This window comes from Synechococcus sp. YX-04-1 (genome assembly GCF_030546365.1).
Lineage (GTDB): Bacteria > Cyanobacteriota > Cyanobacteriia > PCC-6307 > Cyanobiaceae > Parasynechococcus.
Map to the genome: position 1 here is coordinate 422,709 of NZ_JAUONZ010000002.1, position 19,135 is coordinate 441,843.

At 61.6% G+C, this 19,135-nt stretch carries 24 protein-coding genes and 1 tRNA gene; 16 read left to right on the forward strand and 9 right to left on the reverse strand.

Annotation, left to right across the window (positions count from 1 at the left end):
* Positions 1-3: 3 nt before the first annotated feature.
* From Q3Y53_RS05900 to Q3Y53_RS05910, 3 genes are read left to right on the forward strand one after another with little or no spacing between them, the layout of a single operon-like run.
* Positions 4-1,692 (forward strand): cbb3-type cytochrome c oxidase subunit I, encoded by a 1,689-nt coding sequence (locus Q3Y53_RS05900; protein WP_303533951.1) that lies wholly within the window; start codon positions 4-6, stop codon positions 1,690-1,692.
* A gap of 4 nt (positions 1,693-1,696) precedes the next feature.
* Entirely contained in the window at positions 1,697-2,293 is a 597-nt protein-coding gene (locus Q3Y53_RS05905; RefSeq protein WP_303533954.1) for a heme-copper oxidase subunit III, read from the forward strand.
* Positions 2,294-2,297: 4 nt separating this feature from the next.
* Positions 2,298-3,803: a GMC oxidoreductase gene (locus Q3Y53_RS05910; protein WP_303533957.1), complete on the forward strand. Its 1,506-nt coding sequence runs from the start codon at positions 2,298-2,300 to the stop codon at positions 3,801-3,803.
* A 16-nt stretch (positions 3,804-3,819) separates the two neighbouring features.
* Here the strand turns inward: Q3Y53_RS05910 and gorA are convergent, their stop codons facing one another.
* Positions 3,820-5,178, reverse strand: coding sequence for a glutathione-disulfide reductase (gene gorA / locus Q3Y53_RS05915; RefSeq protein ID WP_303533959.1), 1,359 nt, complete (start codon positions 5,176-5,178; stop codon positions 3,820-3,822).
* 115 nt (positions 5,179-5,293) lie between these two features.
* Here gorA and Q3Y53_RS05920 point away from each other — a divergent pair, with 115 nt between their 5' ends.
* From Q3Y53_RS05920 to Q3Y53_RS05930, 3 genes are read left to right on the forward strand one after another with little or no spacing between them, the layout of a single operon-like run.
* Positions 5,294-5,539 carry a hypothetical protein gene (locus Q3Y53_RS05920; RefSeq protein WP_041434546.1) on the forward strand — a complete coding sequence of 82 codons (246 nt, stop codon included), beginning with the start codon at positions 5,294-5,296 and terminating at the stop codon, positions 5,537-5,539.
* Positions 5,514-6,746, forward strand: coding sequence for a glutathione S-transferase family protein (locus Q3Y53_RS05925; protein ID WP_303533967.1), 1,233 nt, complete (start codon positions 5,514-5,516; stop codon positions 6,744-6,746). The genes Q3Y53_RS05920 and Q3Y53_RS05925 overlap by 26 nt, the downstream gene beginning before the upstream one ends.
* Before the next feature lie 23 nt (positions 6,747-6,769).
* The gene (locus Q3Y53_RS05930; RefSeq protein WP_303533970.1) at positions 6,770-7,438 is read left to right on the forward strand and encodes a ParB-like protein; all 669 of its coding nucleotides are present in this window, start codon (positions 6,770-6,772) and stop codon (positions 7,436-7,438) included.
* Here Q3Y53_RS05930 and dnaA read toward each other — a convergent pair whose 3' ends face one another.
* Positions 7,439-8,833, reverse strand: coding sequence for a chromosomal replication initiator protein DnaA (gene dnaA, locus Q3Y53_RS05935; RefSeq protein WP_303533973.1), 1,395 nt, complete (start codon positions 8,831-8,833; stop codon positions 7,439-7,441).
* A gap of 83 nt (positions 8,834-8,916) precedes the next feature.
* Here dnaA and Q3Y53_RS05940 point away from each other — a divergent pair, with 83 nt between their 5' ends.
* Genes Q3Y53_RS05940 through Q3Y53_RS05950 form a run of 3 tightly spaced genes read left to right on the forward strand, consistent with a single transcriptional unit; the run spans position 8,917 to position 11,364 of the window.
* Complete coding sequence (locus tag Q3Y53_RS05940) at positions 8,917-10,044, forward strand: trypsin-like peptidase domain-containing protein (protein WP_226425514.1); 1,128 nt, start codon at positions 8,917-8,919, stop codon at positions 10,042-10,044.
* Position 10,045: 1 nt separating this feature from the next.
* Positions 10,046-10,687: a TIGR04282 family arsenosugar biosynthesis glycosyltransferase gene (locus tag Q3Y53_RS05945; protein WP_303533982.1), complete on the forward strand. Its 642-nt coding sequence runs from the start codon at positions 10,046-10,048 to the stop codon at positions 10,685-10,687.
* Complete coding sequence (locus Q3Y53_RS05950; protein ID WP_303533983.1) at positions 10,675-11,364, forward strand: TIGR04283 family arsenosugar biosynthesis glycosyltransferase; 690 nt, start codon at positions 10,675-10,677, stop codon at positions 11,362-11,364. Before Q3Y53_RS05945 ends, Q3Y53_RS05950 begins: the two co-directional genes overlap by 13 nt.
* A 9-nt stretch (positions 11,365-11,373) precedes the next feature.
* On the opposite strand, the gene Q3Y53_RS05955 is transcribed toward Q3Y53_RS05950, so the two are convergent.
* Genes Q3Y53_RS05955 through hisG form a run of 3 tightly spaced genes read right to left on the reverse strand, consistent with a single transcriptional unit; the run spans position 11,374 to position 14,290 of the window.
* Complete coding sequence (locus Q3Y53_RS05955; RefSeq protein ID WP_226425517.1) at positions 11,374-11,877, reverse strand: GNAT family N-acetyltransferase; 504 nt, start codon at positions 11,875-11,877, stop codon at positions 11,374-11,376.
* Positions 11,874-13,640, reverse strand: coding sequence for an ABC transporter ATP-binding protein (locus tag Q3Y53_RS05960; protein WP_303533987.1), 1,767 nt, complete (start codon positions 13,638-13,640; stop codon positions 11,874-11,876). Before Q3Y53_RS05960 ends, Q3Y53_RS05955 begins: the two co-directional genes overlap by 4 nt.
* Positions 13,640-14,290 (reverse strand): ATP phosphoribosyltransferase, encoded by a 651-nt coding sequence (gene hisG, locus Q3Y53_RS05965; RefSeq protein ID WP_226425519.1) that lies wholly within the window; start codon positions 14,288-14,290, stop codon positions 13,640-13,642. Before hisG ends, Q3Y53_RS05960 begins: the two co-directional genes overlap by 1 nt.
* Before the next feature lie 40 nt (positions 14,291-14,330).
* Here hisG and gloB point away from each other — a divergent pair, with 40 nt between their 5' ends.
* The 5 genes from gloB to Q3Y53_RS05990 all read left to right on the forward strand — a co-directional run bounded on the left by gloB (position 14,331) and on the right by Q3Y53_RS05990 (position 16,677).
* A complete protein-coding gene (gloB, locus tag Q3Y53_RS05970; RefSeq protein WP_303533989.1) occupies positions 14,331-15,080 on the forward strand; it encodes a hydroxyacylglutathione hydrolase in 750 nt (249 codons plus the stop codon).
* A 64-nt stretch (positions 15,081-15,144) separates the two neighbouring features.
* A complete protein-coding gene (locus Q3Y53_RS05975; protein ID WP_303534046.1) occupies positions 15,145-15,537 on the forward strand; it encodes a RidA family protein in 393 nt (130 codons plus the stop codon).
* 45 nt (positions 15,538-15,582) lie between these two features.
* A complete protein-coding gene (locus tag Q3Y53_RS05980) occupies positions 15,583-15,810 on the forward strand; it encodes a DUF3136 domain-containing protein (RefSeq protein WP_226402716.1) in 228 nt (75 codons plus the stop codon).
* Positions 15,811-16,084: 274 nt separating this feature from the next.
* Complete coding sequence (locus Q3Y53_RS05985; RefSeq protein ID WP_226425521.1) at positions 16,085-16,267, forward strand: hypothetical protein; 183 nt, start codon at positions 16,085-16,087, stop codon at positions 16,265-16,267.
* Positions 16,268-16,434: 167 nt separating this feature from the next.
* Entirely contained in the window at positions 16,435-16,677 is a 243-nt protein-coding gene (locus Q3Y53_RS05990; protein ID WP_303533993.1) for a hypothetical protein, read from the forward strand.
* Between the two features lie 100 nt (positions 16,678-16,777).
* Here Q3Y53_RS05990 and Q3Y53_RS05995 read toward each other — a convergent pair.
* The 4 genes from Q3Y53_RS05995 to Q3Y53_RS06010 all read right to left on the reverse strand — a co-directional run bounded on the left by Q3Y53_RS05995 (position 16,778) and on the right by Q3Y53_RS06010 (position 18,152).
* Positions 16,778-16,850: transfer RNA gene (locus Q3Y53_RS05995), tRNA-Ala, on the reverse strand.
* Between the two features lie 60 nt (positions 16,851-16,910).
* Entirely contained in the window at positions 16,911-17,534 is a 624-nt protein-coding gene (lexA, locus tag Q3Y53_RS06000) for a transcriptional repressor LexA (RefSeq protein WP_303533994.1), read from the reverse strand.
* Positions 17,535-17,601: 67 nt separating this feature from the next.
* The gene (locus Q3Y53_RS06005) at positions 17,602-17,826 is read right to left on the reverse strand and encodes a hypothetical protein (RefSeq protein ID WP_226425525.1); all 225 of its coding nucleotides are present in this window, start codon (positions 17,824-17,826) and stop codon (positions 17,602-17,604) included.
* Positions 17,827-17,837: 11 nt separating this feature from the next.
* Positions 17,838-18,152 (reverse strand): hypothetical protein, encoded by a 315-nt coding sequence (locus tag Q3Y53_RS06010; protein ID WP_303534048.1) that lies wholly within the window; start codon positions 18,150-18,152, stop codon positions 17,838-17,840.
* A gap of 279 nt (positions 18,153-18,431) precedes the next feature.
* On the opposite strand from Q3Y53_RS06010, the gene Q3Y53_RS06015 reads away from it, so the two are divergent.
* Both Q3Y53_RS06015 and Q3Y53_RS06020 read left to right on the forward strand, forming a co-directional pair.
* Entirely contained in the window at positions 18,432-18,644 is a 213-nt protein-coding gene (locus Q3Y53_RS06015; RefSeq protein ID WP_226425526.1) for a hypothetical protein, read from the forward strand.
* Between the two features lie 242 nt (positions 18,645-18,886).
* Complete coding sequence (locus Q3Y53_RS06020; protein ID WP_226425528.1) at positions 18,887-19,054, forward strand: hypothetical protein; 168 nt, start codon at positions 18,887-18,889, stop codon at positions 19,052-19,054.
* Positions 19,055-19,135 lie beyond the last annotated feature (81 nt).

The following is a 19,135-nucleotide window of genomic DNA, read 5'->3' on the forward strand; positions in this document are numbered from 1 at the left end:
GCCATGACCACCACCAACTACGACCCACGCATCCTCAAGGCTCCGCACCCGGTCCCTGGGGCACCAGACAACTGGAAGCGCTTCTTCAGCTTCAACACTGACGCCAAGGTGATCGGCATTCAGTACATCGCCACCTCACTGTTCTTCCTGCTGGTGGGTGGATTGCTAGCGATGATCGTGCGCGGAGAACTGATCACGCCCCCAGCGGATCTGGTGGATCCGAGTGTCTACAACGGTCTCTACACGATGCACGGAACAGTGATGCTGTTCCTGTTTCTGTTTCCGATCCTCAATGGCTTCAACAACCTGTTGATCCCCACGATGATCGGTGCGCCAGACATGGCCTTCCCGAAGCTGAATGCGGCCGCCTTCTGGTTGGTGCCGGTGTTCGCCGTCGTGTTGATGGGCAGTTTCTTCGCCCCCGGGGGTCCGGCGTCATCGGGTTGGTGGTCCTATCCACCGATGAGCCTGCAGAACCCGCTGAACCACTTCATCAACGGCCAGTTTCTCTGGATCCTGGCGGTGGCTCTTTCAGGGATCTCCTCGATCATGGGCGCCGTCAATTTCGTGACGACGATCATCAGGATGCGGGCCCCTGGCATGGGATTTTTCAAGATGCCGATTTTCGTCTGGACCGCCTGGGCCGCACAAACCATCCAGCTCGTGGGCCTGCCCGCTCTGACCGGTGGTGCGGTGATGCTGCTGTTCGACCTCAGCTTCGGTACCAGCTTTTTCCGGCCTGAAGGCGGCGGTGATCCCGTGCTGTTTCAGCACTTCTTCTGGTTCTATTCCCACCCCGCCGTGTACGTGCTGGTGTTGCCGGTGTTCGGCATCTTTTCCGAGTTGTTTCCGGTCTATGCCCGCAAGCCCTTGTTTGGCTACCGCTTTGTGGCGATCGCCTCCTTCGGCATCACCTTCCTCAGTCTGATCGTCTGGGTTCACCACATGTTCTATTCGGGCACACCGATGTGGATGCGCAATCTGTTCATGGCCACCACGATGCTCATCGCCGTCCCCACCGGCGTGAAAGTGTTTGCCTGGCTCGGAACACTGTGGAAAGGCAATCTCCGCCTGAGCACCCCGATGCTGTTCTGCCTGGGGGGCCTGTTCAACTTCATCTTCGCCGGCATCACCGGCGTGATGCTGGCCACCGTTCCCATCGACGTGCACGTGGGGAACACCTACTTCGTGGTGGCCCACTTCCATTACGTGATCTTCAACACGATCGGCTTCGGTGTGTTCGCCGGGATCTACCACTGGTTCCCCAAATTCACCGGCCGCATGTATTACGAGGGTCTGGGCAAGGTGCACTTCGCACTCACCTTCATCGGCGCCACCCTCAATTGGTTGCCCTTGCACTGGGCTGGCTTGCTGGGGATGCCGCGCCGGGTCGCCTCCTATGACCCGGAATTCGCCATCTGGAATGTGATCGCAAGCATCGGCGCCTTCATGCTCGGCGTCGCCTCGATCCCTTTCATTCTCAACATGGTGAGCTCCTGGGCCAGGGGGCCTCAGGCTCCCCCCAATCCCTGGCGGGCCATCGGTCTGGAGTGGCTGCTGCCCTCGCCGCCACCGGCTGAAAACTTCGAGGACGACATCCCCACCGTGATCAGCGAGCCCTACGGCTACGGCCTGGGGCAACCCCTCGTCGAGGACGAGGAGTTCTACGTGCGTCGTTCCCAGGAGGCCTGAGCCGATGACCAGCGTCAATCCCGACCTGCAGATGAATCACACCCCGGGCCATGTGAAGCACGACGGTCACAACATGACCGGTTTCGTGATCTTCCTCTGCTCCGAGAGCGTCATTTTCCTGGCTTTCTTTGCCGGCTACGCCGTGCTCAAGCTCACAGCCCCGCAATGGCTACCGGATGGCGTCGAGGGGCTGGAGGTGCGCATGCCCCTGATCAACAGCGTTGTGCTGGTGAGCTCAAGTTTCGTGGCCTATGCCGCCGAGCGGTATCTGCACAAGGGCAACCTCTGGGGCTTCCGTGCGGTGTGGCTGCTCACCATGGCGATGGGGTCGTATTTCGTGTATGGCCAATACGTCGAATGGTCGGAACTGACCTTCAGCCTCAGCAGCGGTGTGTTCGGCGGGATGTTCTATCTGCTCACCGGCTTTCACGGCCTGCACGTGATCACCGGCATCCTGCTGATGGGACTGATGTTGGCGCGTTCGTTTATCCCAGGGAACTACGACAAAGGCGAGATGGGCGTTGCTGCGGTGAGCCTGTTCTGGCACTTCGTTGATGTGATCTGGATCCTTCTTTTCCTTCTGATCTACGTGTGGCAGTAATTCCGTGATCATCGACGACAACCACTACGACGTGATCGTGATCGGCAGCGGCGCCGGAGGGGGAACGCTGGCGGGAGCTCTGAGCCGCAAGGGCAAGACCGTGCTGGTGCTGGAACGCGGCGGGGCGATGGCCCTCGAAGACCAGAACGTTGCCGACGTGGATCTGTTCCGCAAGGATCGCTACCACCCCAAGAGCGAACGCTGGTTCGGCCCCGACGGCGATCCCTTTGCCCCGCAAACCACCTACGCCCGCGGTGGCAACACCAAGATCTGGGGCGCAGTGCTGGAACGCATGCGCGAAAGAGATTTTGAGGAGGTCGCCCTTCAGGACGGCATCTCACCTGCATGGCCCCTGGATTACGCCGAGCTGGAGCCCTATTACCAACAGGCCGAACAGCTGTATCGGGTGCATGGCAAGGCGGGGGTTGATCCCACCGAACCCAAGCGCAAGGGAGAGTTCCTGGCTCCACCGAAGCCCATCGAACCCTTCCTCGAACCCCTGCGCGGCGCCCTGCAGCGTCAGGGCTGTCAGCCCTACGACATCCCGATCAGTTGGTCGGATGACGCCGACGATCCCAGCGGTGATGCCCAGTTGTTTGGTTTACAGGTTGGTGATCCAAAACGGCTCAGCGTGCGTGACAACGCAAAGGTGTTGCGTTTGCACGTGAATCCCGGTGGCCGAGCCATCCGGGCTGTGGAAGCAGAGGTGAGCGGCGATGCCTGGCTGTTCAGCGCAGATGTGGTGGTGCTTGCCGCGGGGGCGATCAACACCCCTGCGATCTTGATGCGCTCCAACAATGCCCACCATCCCAAGGGCATCAGCAACGGATCGGATCAGGTGGGCCGGAACCTGATGAATCTGCAGCTCACCTCAATCCTGCAGCTAGCCACGGAACGGAACAGCGGCCGCTATGGGCGCTCACTGGGAATCAACGACTACTACTGGGGTGACAAGAACGTCAGTTTTCCCCTGGGGCACATTCAGGCCGCCGGTGGCGTGCTGCAGGACGCGCTTTTTGCCGAGTCACCACCGGTGCTTTCGTTGGTAACCAAGCTGATCCCCGACTTCGGTTTGGAGCGCCTGGCCTCCCGCTCGGTGGCCTGGTGGGCCATGAGTGAGGTGCGTCCGGATCCCCACAACAAGGTTTGGCTCAACAACGAGCAGATCCGAATCAACTACATCCCCAACAACCGAGAAGCCCACGACCGGCTCGTGTACCGCTGGATCGACACCCTCAAAGGGGTGGAGAACGACCCAATCACAAAGGTGTTGCTGAAGGCTCCCACCCATGCCCGTGGTGAAGCCCCGCTCAGCGTGGTGGGCTTTGGCTGCGGCACCTGCCGGATGGGGGACGACGCCGCCCGTTCCGTGGTGGACCCTCAGGGCAAATGCCATGAGCTCGAGAACCTCTACATCGCCGACAGCAGCATTTTTCCCAGCTGCCCAAGCGTTGGCCCAGGCCTCACTGTGATCGCCATGGCGCTCAGGCTTGCCGACCATTTGGCCTGACCGAAAACGCGATTGCTTACATCGTGACGAACTCTTCGGAGACGGAGGGATGCAGCGCCATCGTGCGATCGAAATCAGCCTTTGTGGCGCCCATCCCCACGGCAACCGCCGCCATCTGAATGATTTCCGCGGCTTGCTCACCAACCATGTGGCAGCCCAGCACCCGATCGGTTTGCTTCTCCACCACCAACTTGAGCAGACAGCGGGGGCCGGAAGCGGGCAACGCCCGCGCCATGGAACGAAAGCGGGCGCGGTGCACAACTACGCCGTCCACACCATGGCGTTCGATGGCCTGTTCTTCCGATAAACCAACGGTCGCTAGCTCTGGATCGCTGAACACAGCACTGGCCACCAGATCGTGGTCCACCTGCCGCTGACGCGAGCCAAAGATGCTGTCGGCGAAAGCACGACCTTCATCAATGGCCACAGGCGTGAGATTGACCCGATCGGTGACATCGCCGACGGCATGGATGTGGGGAACCGAGGTGCAGGAGTTGGCATCGACCGTGATGCGGCCGTTGTCCACCGCAACTCCAGCAGCGTCCAGCCCCAGATCCGCAAGCCAGGGGCGACGGCCAGTGGCCATCAGCACACCCCCGCAATCCAAGGTCTGACCATTCCCCAGCTGCGCCGTCAGCGCCCCGGGATCTCCCTCCACGGCCACCAGCGTTTGCTCCAACAGCACCTCGATGCCCTGCTCACGCATGCCACCCAGCACGGCATCGGCCAACTCGGCATCAAAACCGCGCAGCAAGCGAGGACCACGCACCACCTGGGTGACCGCCACACCAAGGCCCCGCAGGATGCAGGCGAATTCGCAGGCAATAAAGCCTGCGCCCACCACAACCACTGCGGGAGGGACATCCTCCAGCAAAAACATGTCGTCACTGACCCAGGTGTGTTCAACCCCTGGAATCTCCGGCCGGGCCGGACGGCCACCCACTGCCACCAGAAATCGTGGGGCTGAAAGCTCCTTTTGAACGGACCCGCCGCGTTGATCGGAAATGCCGATGCGATCTGCTGCCGTGAAGCGTCCCCAACCGGAGATCAACTGAACGCCGGCCTTCTCCAGAAATCCGAGATGGAGCGCATTGAGCCGATCCACTTCAGCGCGCACCCGACGCAGGAGATCAGGCACATCCGACCGCACCGAACCGATCTCAAGGCCGTAGGCCGAGGCATCCGCCAGTTGATGGCGGGCCTGGGCGCCGTACACCAAAAGCTTCTTGGGAACACAGCCGCGGATCACGCAGGTGCCGCCGACGCGATCTCCCTCCACGATCGCGACGCGGGCTCCATGACGGGCCGCGCGTTTCGCAGCGGCCAGCCCACCGGACCCCGCCCCAAGAACAATCAGATCCAGATCAGCGCCCATAACAGAAGGGTGCTCGAGACGACGGGCGTCATCGTAAAGATGGCGTTATGGTCCGGGGAAGGGGGTCATAAAGGCCCAAGACGAGTCGGTCGTATTTCAACCGCGTCCTTAAATCATGAACCGTTCTTCCAAGCGCCGCAGGCAGCCGCCTGAACCTGAGCTGCGCCTCAAACGATCGCAACGCCGCGAGATCGTGATGATGATCACCAGCGACGACATGAAACTACGGCTGAAGCAGTTGGCTGATCAGGGCCGCCAGCAGGACTGTCTGGCGCTGATGCACGAACTGGGCGACTGGCAGTCCTATGGACGGGCCACGCTTGCGCCGATCCTGCATGCCCCTTTCATCGGAATCAGCTGAACCCCTGAGCTGGTCGGAACTGGCCAGCCTGGCGACGCCGGAACCGAATCGGATTGAAGGGCCGACCAGTGCCCAGGCCACGTTGCGCCTGTTCGGACAGCCTGAATCCAACGTGATGGTCACGCTGTACCGCGACCACCACGCCTGGTGCCCCTACTGCCAAAAAATCTGGCTCTGGCTGGAGTTCATGCGCATCCCCTACCGGATCCGCAAAGTCACCATGCGCTGCTACGGCCCTAAGGAGCCGTGGTTCCTGGAGAAAGTGCCTTCGGGGATGTTGCCGGCCCTGGAGCTCAACGGGCGGCTGATCACCGAAAGCGACGACATCCTGTTGGCCCTCGAACAGCGGTTCGGCCCCCTCGGCATGGCGATGACAGCGCCGGAAGCTCTGGAGCTGCGCCGCCTTGAACGGCTGCTGTTTCAGGCCTGGTGCATCTGGCTGTGTTCACCACGGCTGAGTCCGAGGCAACAGGTTCTGGCCCGAGAGCAGTTTCAAGACATCGCCCGGCGCTTCGAACGGGAGCTGAACCAGGACGGAGGACCGTGGCTGCGGGGCCCGGAGCCGCAGACCGTGGATCTGATCTTTGTTCCCTACGTGGAACGGATGAATGCCTCGCTGGCTTACTACAAGGGATACCGGCTGAGGGCTGAGCATCCAGCCATTGACCGCTGGTTCCGCGCCCTGGAACAACTGGAGACCTACCGCGGCACCCAAAGCGACTTCCACACCCATGCCCATGACCTGCCTCCCCAGATGGGCGGCTGCTGGTCGGACGATGGAGCAGACGCGCAACGCTTGGCCGAAAGGATCGACCGAGGTGATGGCCTTGGTGAGGACGAAGCCTGCTGGGATGCGGACCATCAAGCCAATCAAGCCGTCATCGCCCTGAGCCGGGTGCTGCGTCACCAACAACGGCTTCGGGACGTGAATCCCATGGGTCCTGCAGCCTTTGATCAGCCCCTGCGCTGTGCCCTAACCCGGTTGGTCCGCAACACGCCCTGCCCCCCTCCAGCGGGGAGTGCCGCCGGGCTCCGCTATCTGCGCGATCGCATTTCGGTTCCAAGGGACATGCCGCTCCCAGCAGCGCGTCTGCTGCGTCAGGCCCTCGAAGCCACCGCCCAGCTGGATGGGCCTGAACAAGCCAAGCCTCTGCCGGTGCGGGATCGCTTTGATCAGGATCCCCGACCCTTCTTAATTGGGTCATAGTGCGGGGGCGCTAAAGCTGAGTCGTGCCCCTGCGACTGCCCGCCTACCAACCGATCCCAGCCCCCGATCGGGGGACCGATCTGATTGAAGTGTCGGCGGCGCAGCTGCAGCCAACCCAGTGGTGTGTTGGGCTGGCGGAGATCTGGTCGCGCGAAAAGGATTTCGCCCAGGACAGCCGTCAGCAGCGTCTCGACTACCTGCGCGGCAAACCGGTCCCTTTAATCCGGTCTGCCGATGGCGCCATGTGGATGCTGGACCGGCACCACCGGCTGCGGGGGCTGATCGGCATTGATCCAGGTGCCACCACCTGGGCCTACGTGGTGCAGGAGCTCCCAACCGCCGACCGAAGCGCTGTGCTGGCCTATCTGCACAACCAGGGCTGGCTCTACCTCTACGACGGGCGAGGCAACGGCCCCCACCCGGTCGAGCAGCTGCCCAAAAGCCTACTGGGGCTGGACGACGATCCCTACCGGAGCCTCGTGTGGAAGTTAAAGCAGGAGGGGTGGATCAAGCCTCAGCCCCTGATCCCATATCACGAGTTTCGTTGGGGTGCCTGGCTGCGCAGCCGCCCCCTACCCCCCTTCAGCTCCAGGCGGCTGGACCCAGCGCTCGCAGCAGCACGCCAGCTGGTGTGCTCTGCAGCTGCACATGACATGCCGGGCTGGAAAGGCGATAAGAAAGCCTGCCGCTGATCAGCGTTTCTTGCGTGAATCAATCTGCAGCAGATCCTTCACTTTCTGCACCTGACCGGCGAGCTGGGGATCGGAGGCCAGTTTTTTCTCCACCTGCTCGATCGCGTACATCACCGTGGTGTGGTCCTTTCCGCCGAAGTTGTCGCCGATCCTCGGCAGGCTGAGGTCGGTGCCCTGGCGCATGAGGTACATCCCCACCTGACGGGCCTGGCTCACGGCACGGCGTCGGGTGCTGCTGCACATCTCCTCAGCCGTGACATCAAACACTTCAGACACCTTGTCGATCACCTGTTGCGGCGTGACCTCCACCCCCTGCCCCGTGGGGTCGAGCATCGGCGCCACCGATTCGACGGTCATCGGCAACCCTGTGATTGAGGCGAAGGCCACAGCCCGGGTCAGGGCACCTTCCAACTCGCGGATGTTCGAGGTGAAGCGGCCGGCGATGTACTGGATCAGATCACGGGGCAGCGACATGCGCTCCTGCTCCGCTTTCTTCTGAAGGATCGCCATGCGTGTCTCCAGGTCAGGCGACTGAATGTCAGCGATCAGTCCCATCTGGAACCGGGAGATCAAACGCTGCTGCAACCGCGGAATCTGACTAGGGGGACGATCGCTGGCGATCACCACCTGACGGCCTGCCTCGTGCAGGGCATTGAAGGTGTGGAAGAACTCCTCCTGGGTGTACTCCTTGCCTTCGATGAATTGAATGTCATCCACCAGGATCAGATCAGCGGCGCGATAGCGATCGCGGAAGGCCTGCATCCCGTCCTTGCGGATGGCCTGGATCAGATCATTGGTGAAGGTTTCGGTGGAGACGTAGGCCACCCGAGCCCCGGGATCGATTTCGAGCCGGTAGTGGCCGATGGCTTGCATCAGGTGGGTTTTTCCCAGGCCCACACCGCCGCAGATGAACAGGGGGTTGAACTCCCGGCCCGGTGCTTCGGCCACAGCCAGAGCCGCCGCATGGGCCATCCGGCTGTTGGGACCGACCACGAAACGGCCGAACACATATCGGGGATTGAGCCCGGGAAGGTAGCGCCGTGGGGAGCCGTTCCGGCCCGGAGCCGACGCCGACTCCTGAGCCGCTGCCGGCGGAGCCGCATCAGCAGCTGAGGCCTCATCGGTGGCGTCCGGCGGCGGCAGGGCGGTTTCTGCCAGAACCGTCACCTGAACGGGCTGACCGCTGATGCTGCTAGCCATCTCGGCGATCGTGGGCAGCAGCTGCTCACGCAGACGAACGCTGGCGAAGGGATTCGGGGCCAGAAGCTTCAGCTCTCCATTGGCAAAGCCGCTGCAACCCGTGGGGCGAATGAAGGTCTCGAAGGTGGGCTTGCTCAGCTTGGCCTGCAACCCATCCCGCACCTTGATCCAGAGCTCTTCGCCCGTCTGCGCCAAAACCGCCCATCGCCCGAGCGCTGAATCTACGCATGCCGATCCGCTCAGGCCGTCTTAAATGCATCAGCACACATCTCGTCGTGATGCCCAACGCCCAGCATTGGCTCGCCATCGCCCTGGCCGGAAGCGCACTCTCCGGTTGCAGCCTGGTGAGAGACCAGCTGGGCTTGACGCCCAAGCCACCGATGACAGCGCCGCCGGTGGTGCACGATCAGCCCCGCAGTGCTCCGCTGCAGCCTGGAGAAAACGTGATCGTGAAGGCGGTGGATCGTGTCGGACCGGCAGTGGTGCGCATCGATGTGGTGAAGGAGATCTCGAATCCCTTCGGAGGGATTTTCGGCATGGGTCCCTCCAGCCAGCGACAGCAGGGCCAAGGCTCCGGCTTCATCACCCGCGCCAGCGGGCTGATCTTCACCAATGAGCATGTGGTCCGTGGTGCGGATCAGGTGGCGGTGACCCTTCCGGACGGACGCAGTTTCAAGGGCAAGGTTCTCGGCACCGACCCCCTCACCGACGTGGCGGTGGTGAAAGTAGTGGCCGACAACCTGCCAGTGGCGGCCCTGGGTAATTCCGACCAGCTCAAGCCGGGGGAATGGGCCATTGCCATCGGCAACCCCTTCGGCCTGAACAACACCGTGACCGCAGGCATCATCAGCGCCGTCGGCCGCCTGAATGCGATCGGTGACGGCCAACGGGTTCCCTACATCCAGACTGATGCAGCGGTGAACCCCGGCAACAGCGGCGGCCCCCTGATCAATGCCACCGGTCAGGTGATCGGCATCAACACTGCAATCCGTACTGCGCCCGGTGGCGGCTTGAGTTTTGCGGTTCCGATCAACCTGGCCAAGCGGATCGCACAACAGATCGTCAGCACCGGTCAGGCCTCCCATCCCTTCATCGGCGTGCAGCTGATGAACCTCACGCCGCAGCTGGCGCGAGAAATCAATGCCACCAACAGCGCCTGCACGGTTCCCGAGCTGAATGGCGTTTTGGTCAAGGATGTGGTCAAGGGCACGCCGGCCGCTGCTGCAGGCATCCGCCAGTGCGATCTGATTCTCAAGGTGGAGAACAACCCCGTTCAAACACCCACCGAAGTGCAACTCGCCGTGGACCGCGGCCAGGTGGGGGAACCAATGCAGCTCACCCTCCAGCGCAACGGAGAGGAGCTGACCGTGCAGGTGCGCCCGCGGGAACTGCCTCGCAATAACTGAGATGGTGCAGATCGTCGTGATGGCCCGCTGGCCATCACCGGGCCGATGCAAACGCCGCTTGAGCCGCGATCTCAACAATGAGCTGGGCTTGTCCAACAGCAGCGAGCGCGCCACAAGGATTCAGCGGCGGCTCACGCAGCACACCGCTGCGGTGGTGCGCGGCCTCGCGGGCGCAATGGAGATCGAGCCTGTGCTGGCGGTGAGCGGGCTCGGGCCCCGTGCGGCCGATCGCTGGGGGCAGCAGCTGGGGCTGAAGCAGGTGCGGCTTCAAGGGAGGGGGCAACTCGGCACCCGATTGCGACGGCAGTTGATGCACAGCCATCGCAATCGCAGGCCATGCCTTGTGATCGGCACGGATCTGCCCGAACTCAATCCCGATGACGTGAAGCAGGCCGTTGACCACTTGGAACGGCATGATCTGGTGATGGGACCAGCCTCCGATGGGGGGTACTGGCTGCTGGGAATCGGCGCATCCCTGATCCGCTGCCCGCAGCATTGGCCGCTGATCGGCATTCCCTGGGGCGGCCCGACCGTGCTGGAAGCAACGCTGAGGGAGGTGCGCAGGCAACAGCTCTCATGCGCCTTCGTCCCCCAACGGAATGATCTGGATCACTGGAGCGATCTGAGGCCATGGCAGGGCTGAGTGTTGTCATTCCAACCCTGGAGGAAGCCAGCAGGCTGCCGCTGCTGCTGGCGGATCTGCGGCGATGGCCGGGGGAGTTGGAGGTGATCGTCTCTGACGGCGGGAGCAGGGATCAAACCCGAGAGGTGGCGCTGCTGGCCGGTGCCACCGTGCTCGACAGCCCGAAAGCCGGACGTGGGCCACAGCTGCGCTGGGGCACTGACCACAGCACCCATGCCTGGGTGCTGGTGCTGCATGCCGACAGCCGACTCCCGGGGGCTTGGCATCAAAAGGTGGGGACGGTTCTGAACACGCCGGAGGCTCACCTGAGCGCCTGGTACTTCGACTTCAACGTGGATGCGGAGAGGCGGCCGATGCTGTGGCTGCTGGAGCGAATGGTGAACCTGCGCAGCCGTTGGCTGCAGCGTCCCTATGGCGATCAGGGCCTGTTGATTCAGCGCCACCTGTATGAGCGCGTCGGCGGCTACCGGCCCCTGGCGCTGATGGAAGACCTGGACCTGGTGGAACGCCTGAGCAAGGTCGCGCCCCTGCGCTCATTGAACTGTGCCTTGATCACCAGCGGGGAGCGTTGGCAGAAGCGGAGCGTGCTGGTGCAGGCCTGGCGCAATGCCCGGCTGCGCTGGCTCTGGCGTCAGGGCCGATCAACGGAGCAGCTGTTGCGGATCTACCGGCGCTGAAGGATCCGATCAGTTGGCATACCAGAAGGCACAGCGATGGTCCTGGGGCTCGAGATCCCAGCCCTGGCCCTGGTAGAAGCTGACAACGCCCGGATCCGCGAACAGGCTGACCCGCTCGGTTCCCATCTGATCGAGAGCCTCGAGGATGTAGGTCATCATTTGCTTGCCCAGACCATTTCCCTGGTAGAGGGGATGCACGGCGACGTCCCAGACGGTGGCTTCAAAAACACCATCCCCAGTGCAGCGCGCAAAACCCACCAGACGGGGCACCCGGGGGTCGTGCCGCCAAAGCCCCACTTTGAGCAGGCTGTGGCTGAGCGCTTTACGCACCCGGCGAATCGGCCGGCGACTCCAGCCCACCGCTTCCAGCAACTGCTCGAGCTCCACCAGATCGAAGGGGTACTCCTGGCTGAACACCAAGGTGATCTGGTCATTGGCGCAGGTGCAGAGACGCGCCCCCTGGCCGTACTGCTCCAACAGCGACTCAGCTGGGATGGGGAGAGGAGCGATCACAGACGCGCCAACCCCCGTTCCTGCAACTCGGCGAGCTGGGCATAGAGCCCACCTCGGGCCCTGAGCTCGCGATGAGTGCCCTCCTCGATCAGCTCGCCCCGGCGCAGCACAAGGATGCGATCCGAGGCTTCCACCGTGGCAAGGCGATGGGCGATAACAATGGCTGTGCGCTTTTGCAGAAGACGATCGAGATCAGCCTGGAGAGTCGCCTCCGTTGAAGGGTCCATGAAGGCGGTGGCTTCATCCATCACCAACACCGTTGGATTGCGGATCGCCACCCGAGCCACCGCCAGCAATTGACGCTCACCTGAGGAGAGATTGCCGCCCCGCTCGCGCAGCTCTGTCTCCAGTCCGTTGGGAAGCTTGGCCAACAGGTCGTTTAGACCAAGCTCAGCACAGACCTGAGCCAGCTCTCGATCGCTCACGGAAGCATTGAGCCGCAGATTGTCGGCCACATTGCCGCTGAACAGGAACGTGTCCTGAAGCACGACGCCCAGCTCACGACGAAGATCCACCATCGGGATCGTGCGGATGTCCCTTCCATCAAGAAGAATGCGCCCCTGCTGGGGTTCATAAAGGCGGCACAGCAAACGAATAATCGTGCTTTTGCCGGAGCCCGTGGGGCCCACCAGCGCCACATGCTCACCGGGGGCGATTCGGAAGGAAAGGTTGCGGAGGATCGGATCATCCGGCCTGTAGGCAAAGCTCACGTTCTCAAAGATCACCTCGCCACCACCACCCGTCAGGTGAGGGCGAGCGCCCTTGGCCTCGGCGATCTCGAGGGGCTGCTCCATCAACTCGCCAATGCGTTCAACAGCCGTCAGCCCACCCTGAATCTGGGTGAAACGCTCCGCCAGCTGCCGCAGAGGGTCGAACAGACGCTGAGAAGCAAGGATGAATGTGGTGAGGGTGCCTAGGCCCATCGCACTATTGGTCACCATCAAGCCACCAAGTGCCAGAACGAGGGCAATGGCTGCCAGAGCCACCCATTCCAAGAAGGCTGAAATGCTGCTGTCGTAAAAGATCGTTCCGTTCACAGCGCTGCGGTAGTTCTTGCCTGTGCTCAGGAAGCGGGCGCTGTTGACCGTTTCACGGCCATACATCTGAACCACCTCGAGGCCCTGAAGGTTCTCTTGGAAATCGGCATTGAGCTGGGAGAGCTCCTCACGCACGCGGTAATTGGCCTTCCGGTAACGGCGCTGCAGCCAAAGCACGGCCAAGGTGACGGGCACCTGCGTGAACAACAGCAGCAGCCCCAGCCTCCACTCGATCAACAGCATCGTTGAGGCCAGAACCAACAGGCTCACCAGATCACTGAGCACCCCGACGGCGCCACTGGCAAACACCTCAGCCAGGGCATCCACATCGCTGGTCAGCCTTGTGAGCAACTTGCCCACCGGCATGCGGTCGTGAAAGCGAAGGGACAGCGACAGTGAATGTTCGAAAAGGTCATCGCGGATGCGCGCGGTGAGCCGTTGACCGACGGCCTGGATGCTGAAGGTCTGCACGCCCTGCAGGCCGAGCCGCAGCAACACCGAGACGAAATAGAGCCAGATGATTGCGGACAGACTCAATCCCGACAACCAGGGAAGACTGGGCTCTCCGCGAAGGACGCTGACGGACTGCCCAAGCAGGACAGGCTGCAGTGCTCCCGCAAAGGCCAAGGGAAGCAGCAGAAGCAGGGCGACCAGAAGACGCCGGCGATCCCGCACGAGATACCGGCCCAGACGACGAACCCGGCGCCAGTCCGCGACAGCTCCCATCAGCTGAAGCTCCCGACGGGTGTTGCTGCGCGAATCGCTTCGACGATGGATGACAGGGGACCGTTGTCCAGGCGAATGGACAGGGGATGCCCCACCAATCGAGCCGTGGACTGGAAGAGGTCTTCAATGGCAATCAAGCCGTTGTCCCGCAGGGTTCGACCGGTGGCCACCAGGTCGACAATCGCTTCCGACATTCCCGTGATTGGCCCCAGCTCCACAGAGCCATTGAGGTGCACCAACTCAACGGGAAGGTCGAGGGCATCAAAATATTCCCGAGCGCAGTGGGTGAATTTGCTGGCCACCCGGCAATGGGGGGGCAGATCAGCGGCACGGGTGTAACCACTGCTCTCTTGGACCGCCACAGCCATGCGGCAGCCGCCAAAGCCAAGGTCCACCAATTGCGCGACGGGCAGCTGGTGCTCCTTGAGCACGTCGTAACCCACGACCCCCAGCTGGGCTTGGCCATAGGCCACATAGGTGGGCACATCTCCGTTGCGAACCAGCAGGGCCCTAGCGCGCCCGCAAGGGGTGGGCACCATCAGCTGACGGTTGTCCTTGTCCAGAACAGCGGAGAAATCAAGACCAGCGGCTGCAAAGCGGGCCACCGAGTCTTTGAGCAGCGCTCCTTTGGCCAACGCGACGGTGATCATGGGTCCAGCGCTGACCGGTTAACCAGGCAGGACTTTAACGATGCATTCCTCACTTCATGCCTTACCGGTGCTCCAGGACAACGTGATCTGGATCTGGGTGAGGGGCGCGGAGGCCGTGGTGATCGACCCCGCCATTGCGCCGCCGGTGCAGGCGTGGCTTGAAGAACGGCGGTTGAACCTGGCCGCCGTTTTGCAGACCCATCACCATGCCGACCACATCGGCGGCACACCGGACTTGCTGAACCGTTGGCCCCAAGCTTCGGTGATTGCCTCAGCTGATGACCGGGAGCGGATTCCGTTCCAGACCATGCCGGTGCGGGATGGGGACCACATCACTGTTCTTGGGGAAGAGGTGGAGGTGCTGGATGTAGCGGCCCACACCAGAGCCCACATCGCTTTCTTCATCCCGAACCCGGAGGGCGACGAGATCGGACCCTTGCTGTTCTGCGGGGACACGCTGTTCAGCGGGGGCTGCGGCCGCTTGTTTGAAGGCAGCGCTGAACAGATGCATCAGGCTCTACAGAAGCTGGCCGAACTTCCCGAGGCCACGAAGGTGTGTTGTGCCCACGAGTACACCGAGTCCAATCTGCAATGGGCCGTTGAGCAACGCCCCAACGACACGGTTTTGGCTGATCGTTACCAAGAGGTGCAGAGCCTTCGCGCCAAAGGCGCCCTAAGCCTGCCCAGCAGCATCGGCGTGGAACGCCGCACCAACCTGTTTATGCAGGCCAGTTCAGCCGCGGAGTTGGCCGTGCTGCGCCAGGACAAGGATCAGTGGCGGCCGGCATGAGCGATGGCGAAGAACGGGATCACCAACGGCGATGATCGTGGTGACTGCTGTTCAGAAGCACCCCATGAGCGCCAAGGCCATCACCACTCAAGACGCCCCTGCACCGGTTGGGCCTTACAACCAAGCGGTGCTTGCCGGCGAGTGGCTCTATTGCTCCGGGCAGATTCCACTGGATCCAGCCACCGGCGAGATGGTGGGCAACGGTGATGTGGCGGCGGAAACACATCAGGTGCTGAACAACCTCTGTGCTGTGTTGAAGGAAGCCGGCGCTACCCCTGCTCAGGTGGTGCGCACCACGGTCTTCTTGGCCGACCTGGGCGATTTCCAAACCGTCAATGGCATCTATGCCGAGGTGTTTGGTGAGGGGGTCAGCCCAGCTCGCGCCTGCGTGCAGGTGGCGGCCCTCCCCAAGGGAGCACGGGTGGAAATCGACTGCGTCGCCTGGCTCGGCAGCTGAGCCTGACCCTCGGGGGCATAGGTTGGAACTGGTTTCAGTGGTCCTATGCCTCAGGCGAAACTCACCATCGGTGAACTAGAGGCGGGATATCCGATGTATTGCAAGGCGCTGCGGCGTCTCCTCCAGCAAGGAAAAACTGCACAGGACATTGAGCGCACCGTCTGCTGGGGGCACCTGGAAACGCTGAACCGCTGCCTGCCAACCCGCTACAAATCGCCCTCCTACCTGCTGGCCCTGATCCGACGCGATCTGGAGAATCCAAAAGAAGATTAAGACCAGTCATCTCAGCGTTTTCCCAGCTTTCTCGTGGCAAACGCTTCAATTTGAACTGAAAAGAAGCGTTAAACCAGGCTTAGAAACAAGGTCCTGGCATGACCCGCTGTATTTTTCGCAAACCCCAACGAAGGCTCAAGCTGAGTCAGGGGCTGGCTGTGATCACAGTGATCCTGGGGGCGGCCCTGGTCCTAGAACTGCAGGCAAAGCCGAATCCCAACCAGCCCACGGTTGAGGCATCGCCCCTACTCGGAGAAAGCGTGAAAATAAAGGGATGGATGTTGAACAGCTGGAGCAACTCGCTGCGGTGATCGTGACGGCAGGGCTGGTGGCAGGAAATTTCCTGTTGTTCACCCCCTGGCGCAATGGGGAGGATCCACGGCAACAACGGCCTGAAAGCTTGATGCCTCAGAACGAGTCAGTTCATCGCTCTGAACAGGCTGGTTTCCCGAGCTGATCAGGGCTGGTTTTACACATCGTCCAAGGGGAGCATGCCAATGGAGGGCTCCCAGTTACAGAATTGCCCTCGGCTACAAACCAGCTCACACGCATCCCTGATTTGGGGGAGTCACTCCAGCAACTGAATCCAAGTGCTTGGATTCGTGATCTCCTTAGGGTGCTTTGATGCACCCACTTGAGCTGTTCGATCGCTTTCGTCGCTGGTTTGGCTGGGTTGCGCCAGGTCGCCAGCGTTGGGATCGCAATGCTGAGCAAGTGGCCCCGGATCGCTCTGATGACTGGCTCTTGGAGCCCCCAAGCCTGGAAGAGGCGCGTTTGTTATTTCCTCAATTGGATGAGGAGCGAGCCTTGCTTCGCTACCAGCAACTCCGCCTGGAAATGCGGGAGCGTGACGGCCGCGGTTTTTGATCACCCAGCCCACTTGCTTCTGCCATGAATGAGGTCTCCACCGCCCGGGTCAAGCAACAAAAAAGCCCTCGGAACACCGAGAGCTCTCTTGATCACGAAATGGAGCCAAGGAGACTCGAACTCCTGACCCCCTGCATGCCATGCAGGTGCTCTACCAGCTGAGCTATGGCCCCATGTCGACGTGGTGGCTTCAGAACCGCCTTCGTCGGGATAGATCTTACACCGCGAGAGCCTTAGACCTGCCTCCAGACAGCAACCAAGCGACCCTGCACCTCCACCTGTTCGGCGGGGAGCTCAATCGGTTGATAGGCAGGGTTGGCAGCTTCAAGAACCACCGTCGCCCCCTGGCGATGAAAGTGCTTGAGCGTGGTGCCGCTGCCGGCAACCAGAGCACTCACCACGGTGCCGTTGCGAAGCCGCTGGGGATCCTGAACCGGCTCCATCAACACCACATCACCATCGGCGATGTGGGAGTCGACCATCGAATCTCCGTTCACCGTCAGGGCAAACAGGCCACGGGTCTCCAGCACCGGTGCCAGGTCGAGATGCTCCTGAACATCATCAAAAGCCGTCACAAGGCCACCCGCCGCAACAGCGCCAAGCACAGGAATCCCAGCGGCACCGACCATGTCGCCCAAGAGCTGCAAGGTGCGCGCCTGGCCTTCCTGCCAGGTGATCCATCCCTTCTGCTGAAGATGGCGCAACCGACTCTGGATCGGCGCAGGAGAGCGCAGCCCCATCGCCTGCATCATCTGGCGGATGGAAGGGCTGTGGCGATGGCTGCCGATGTAGTCCGCCAGCCAGTCGTAAAGCTCTTGCTGAGCAGTGGTGAGGGGCTCCTGGGGGGCACGGGTCACCGCAAGAAAAGGTTCGGGCAATACATTTGTACCGTTCCTTGTCCTGCGCCGCAAGCTCGGGCTCAGTTCAAACCAGCTTCCACACCGCAGCGTCGGGAATGCTTGGTGCCAGGTTCAGGTCTTTGGGCTCCTTAAACACCACACGCCATTCCGGAACCCGGCAGGAGACGTAACCGGGATGTTCAATCAGCAGCCCAGGCTCCTCGGTTGTGCTGGCCACCCAGCCAGACATCCAGTGGCCCTCCTCAGAGAGTCCACCTTTGAACCAAACCCAGCAGCGTTCCTTACGCATGGCGATGCACTTCAGCGGTTTTTGTAAGTCTCAAGCTGTTGCGGACAGGCCGCCATCAGATATCCCATCAACTGTCCGGTGATGCGGGACTTTTCCTGATCATTCGGTGCAGTGGGGACGTCCTCGTAACGCATCGAGGTGTCGCGCTCAAACATGGTTTTGAGCTCAGGATCTGGCAACCCATAAAAGGCATCCACACCCATCTCACAGATTTTTTCAGCCGTCCATCGGGCAATGGTGCTCTGCTGTTTTTTGTCGGTGGCCTGATCAGCCGACGCTGCCACCGCATGGGCGGTGACGATCAACGGCACCAACCAACGGCGCATCACCGTCACAGACCACCCATCAACACTGCCAACAAGGCCTGCTGCGCATGCAGGCGGTTTGAAGGACTCATTACCTGGTATGGCAGCGGTTCTGCAGGTTGCTGCATCTCGGCAATTAGCAAAGCAGAGCAACTGAGGTCGACCTCAGAATCCTTGCACCCTCAGCCCGCGTGGAGAGGGAACCCGCTGTCTTTCGTGCCCAAACAACTGCAATGGAGCGCATTGCCTTCTGAGGTGAATCAGCCGATTGTGTGGCAGCTGTGTTGATTGCTGGCCGTCATGCGTCTCACCGCAGCGGAAAGGCGTTTTGCCCTCACTTCGTTTGCCGTCAAGGCGGCGATCTTTTGGATTGCTCAGTTGGTGATCTGTGTGTTGGACCCGCGGCGACTGGTGTGCGGCTTCGTGGAGAAGGGGTTTCTGCCCTGCCTAATTAGCTTCGCGGTGATGGATTTTCTGGTGATCCCGCAGCTACGGCGTCGCTGGGACCGCTAACACCGTTGCCAAAACCAACCCATCACAGGCTGAGCATCCACTTGCAATGCAGGTGTGGAGGAGTGGGTTCAGCGCACGAGAGACGAGGCCATCCGTGAAGAGAGTTGAAAAGGGTTGCCCGTCAACTCGCCAAACAAGGGCGTGAGCCAGTATGGGCTTGATGCGACGACAGCATGTCGCAAGGACGCAAAGCTCATCGGTGTGACCCACCAACCAATCAGCCCAACTGACTCTCCGAACTGATGACTGAACCGTCGCAGCCCAGGGCGCTGACCTACACAGAAATGATGAATGGAGGCCGTCAGCAGCTCGAACATGAGGAACACATTCGTGAGCAGGAGCTGCAGCAGAGGCTCAATGAGCTTGAGCGCGATGTCGATCACTTGGAGCAAGCGCTTGAGGGCAGCTAGCCGCCAAAGAGGAAGGCCGCCCCTCCCGATGGAGAGACGGCCTAGCTCGCTCGTTTATGCATTGCAGTCGACCTAATCAGT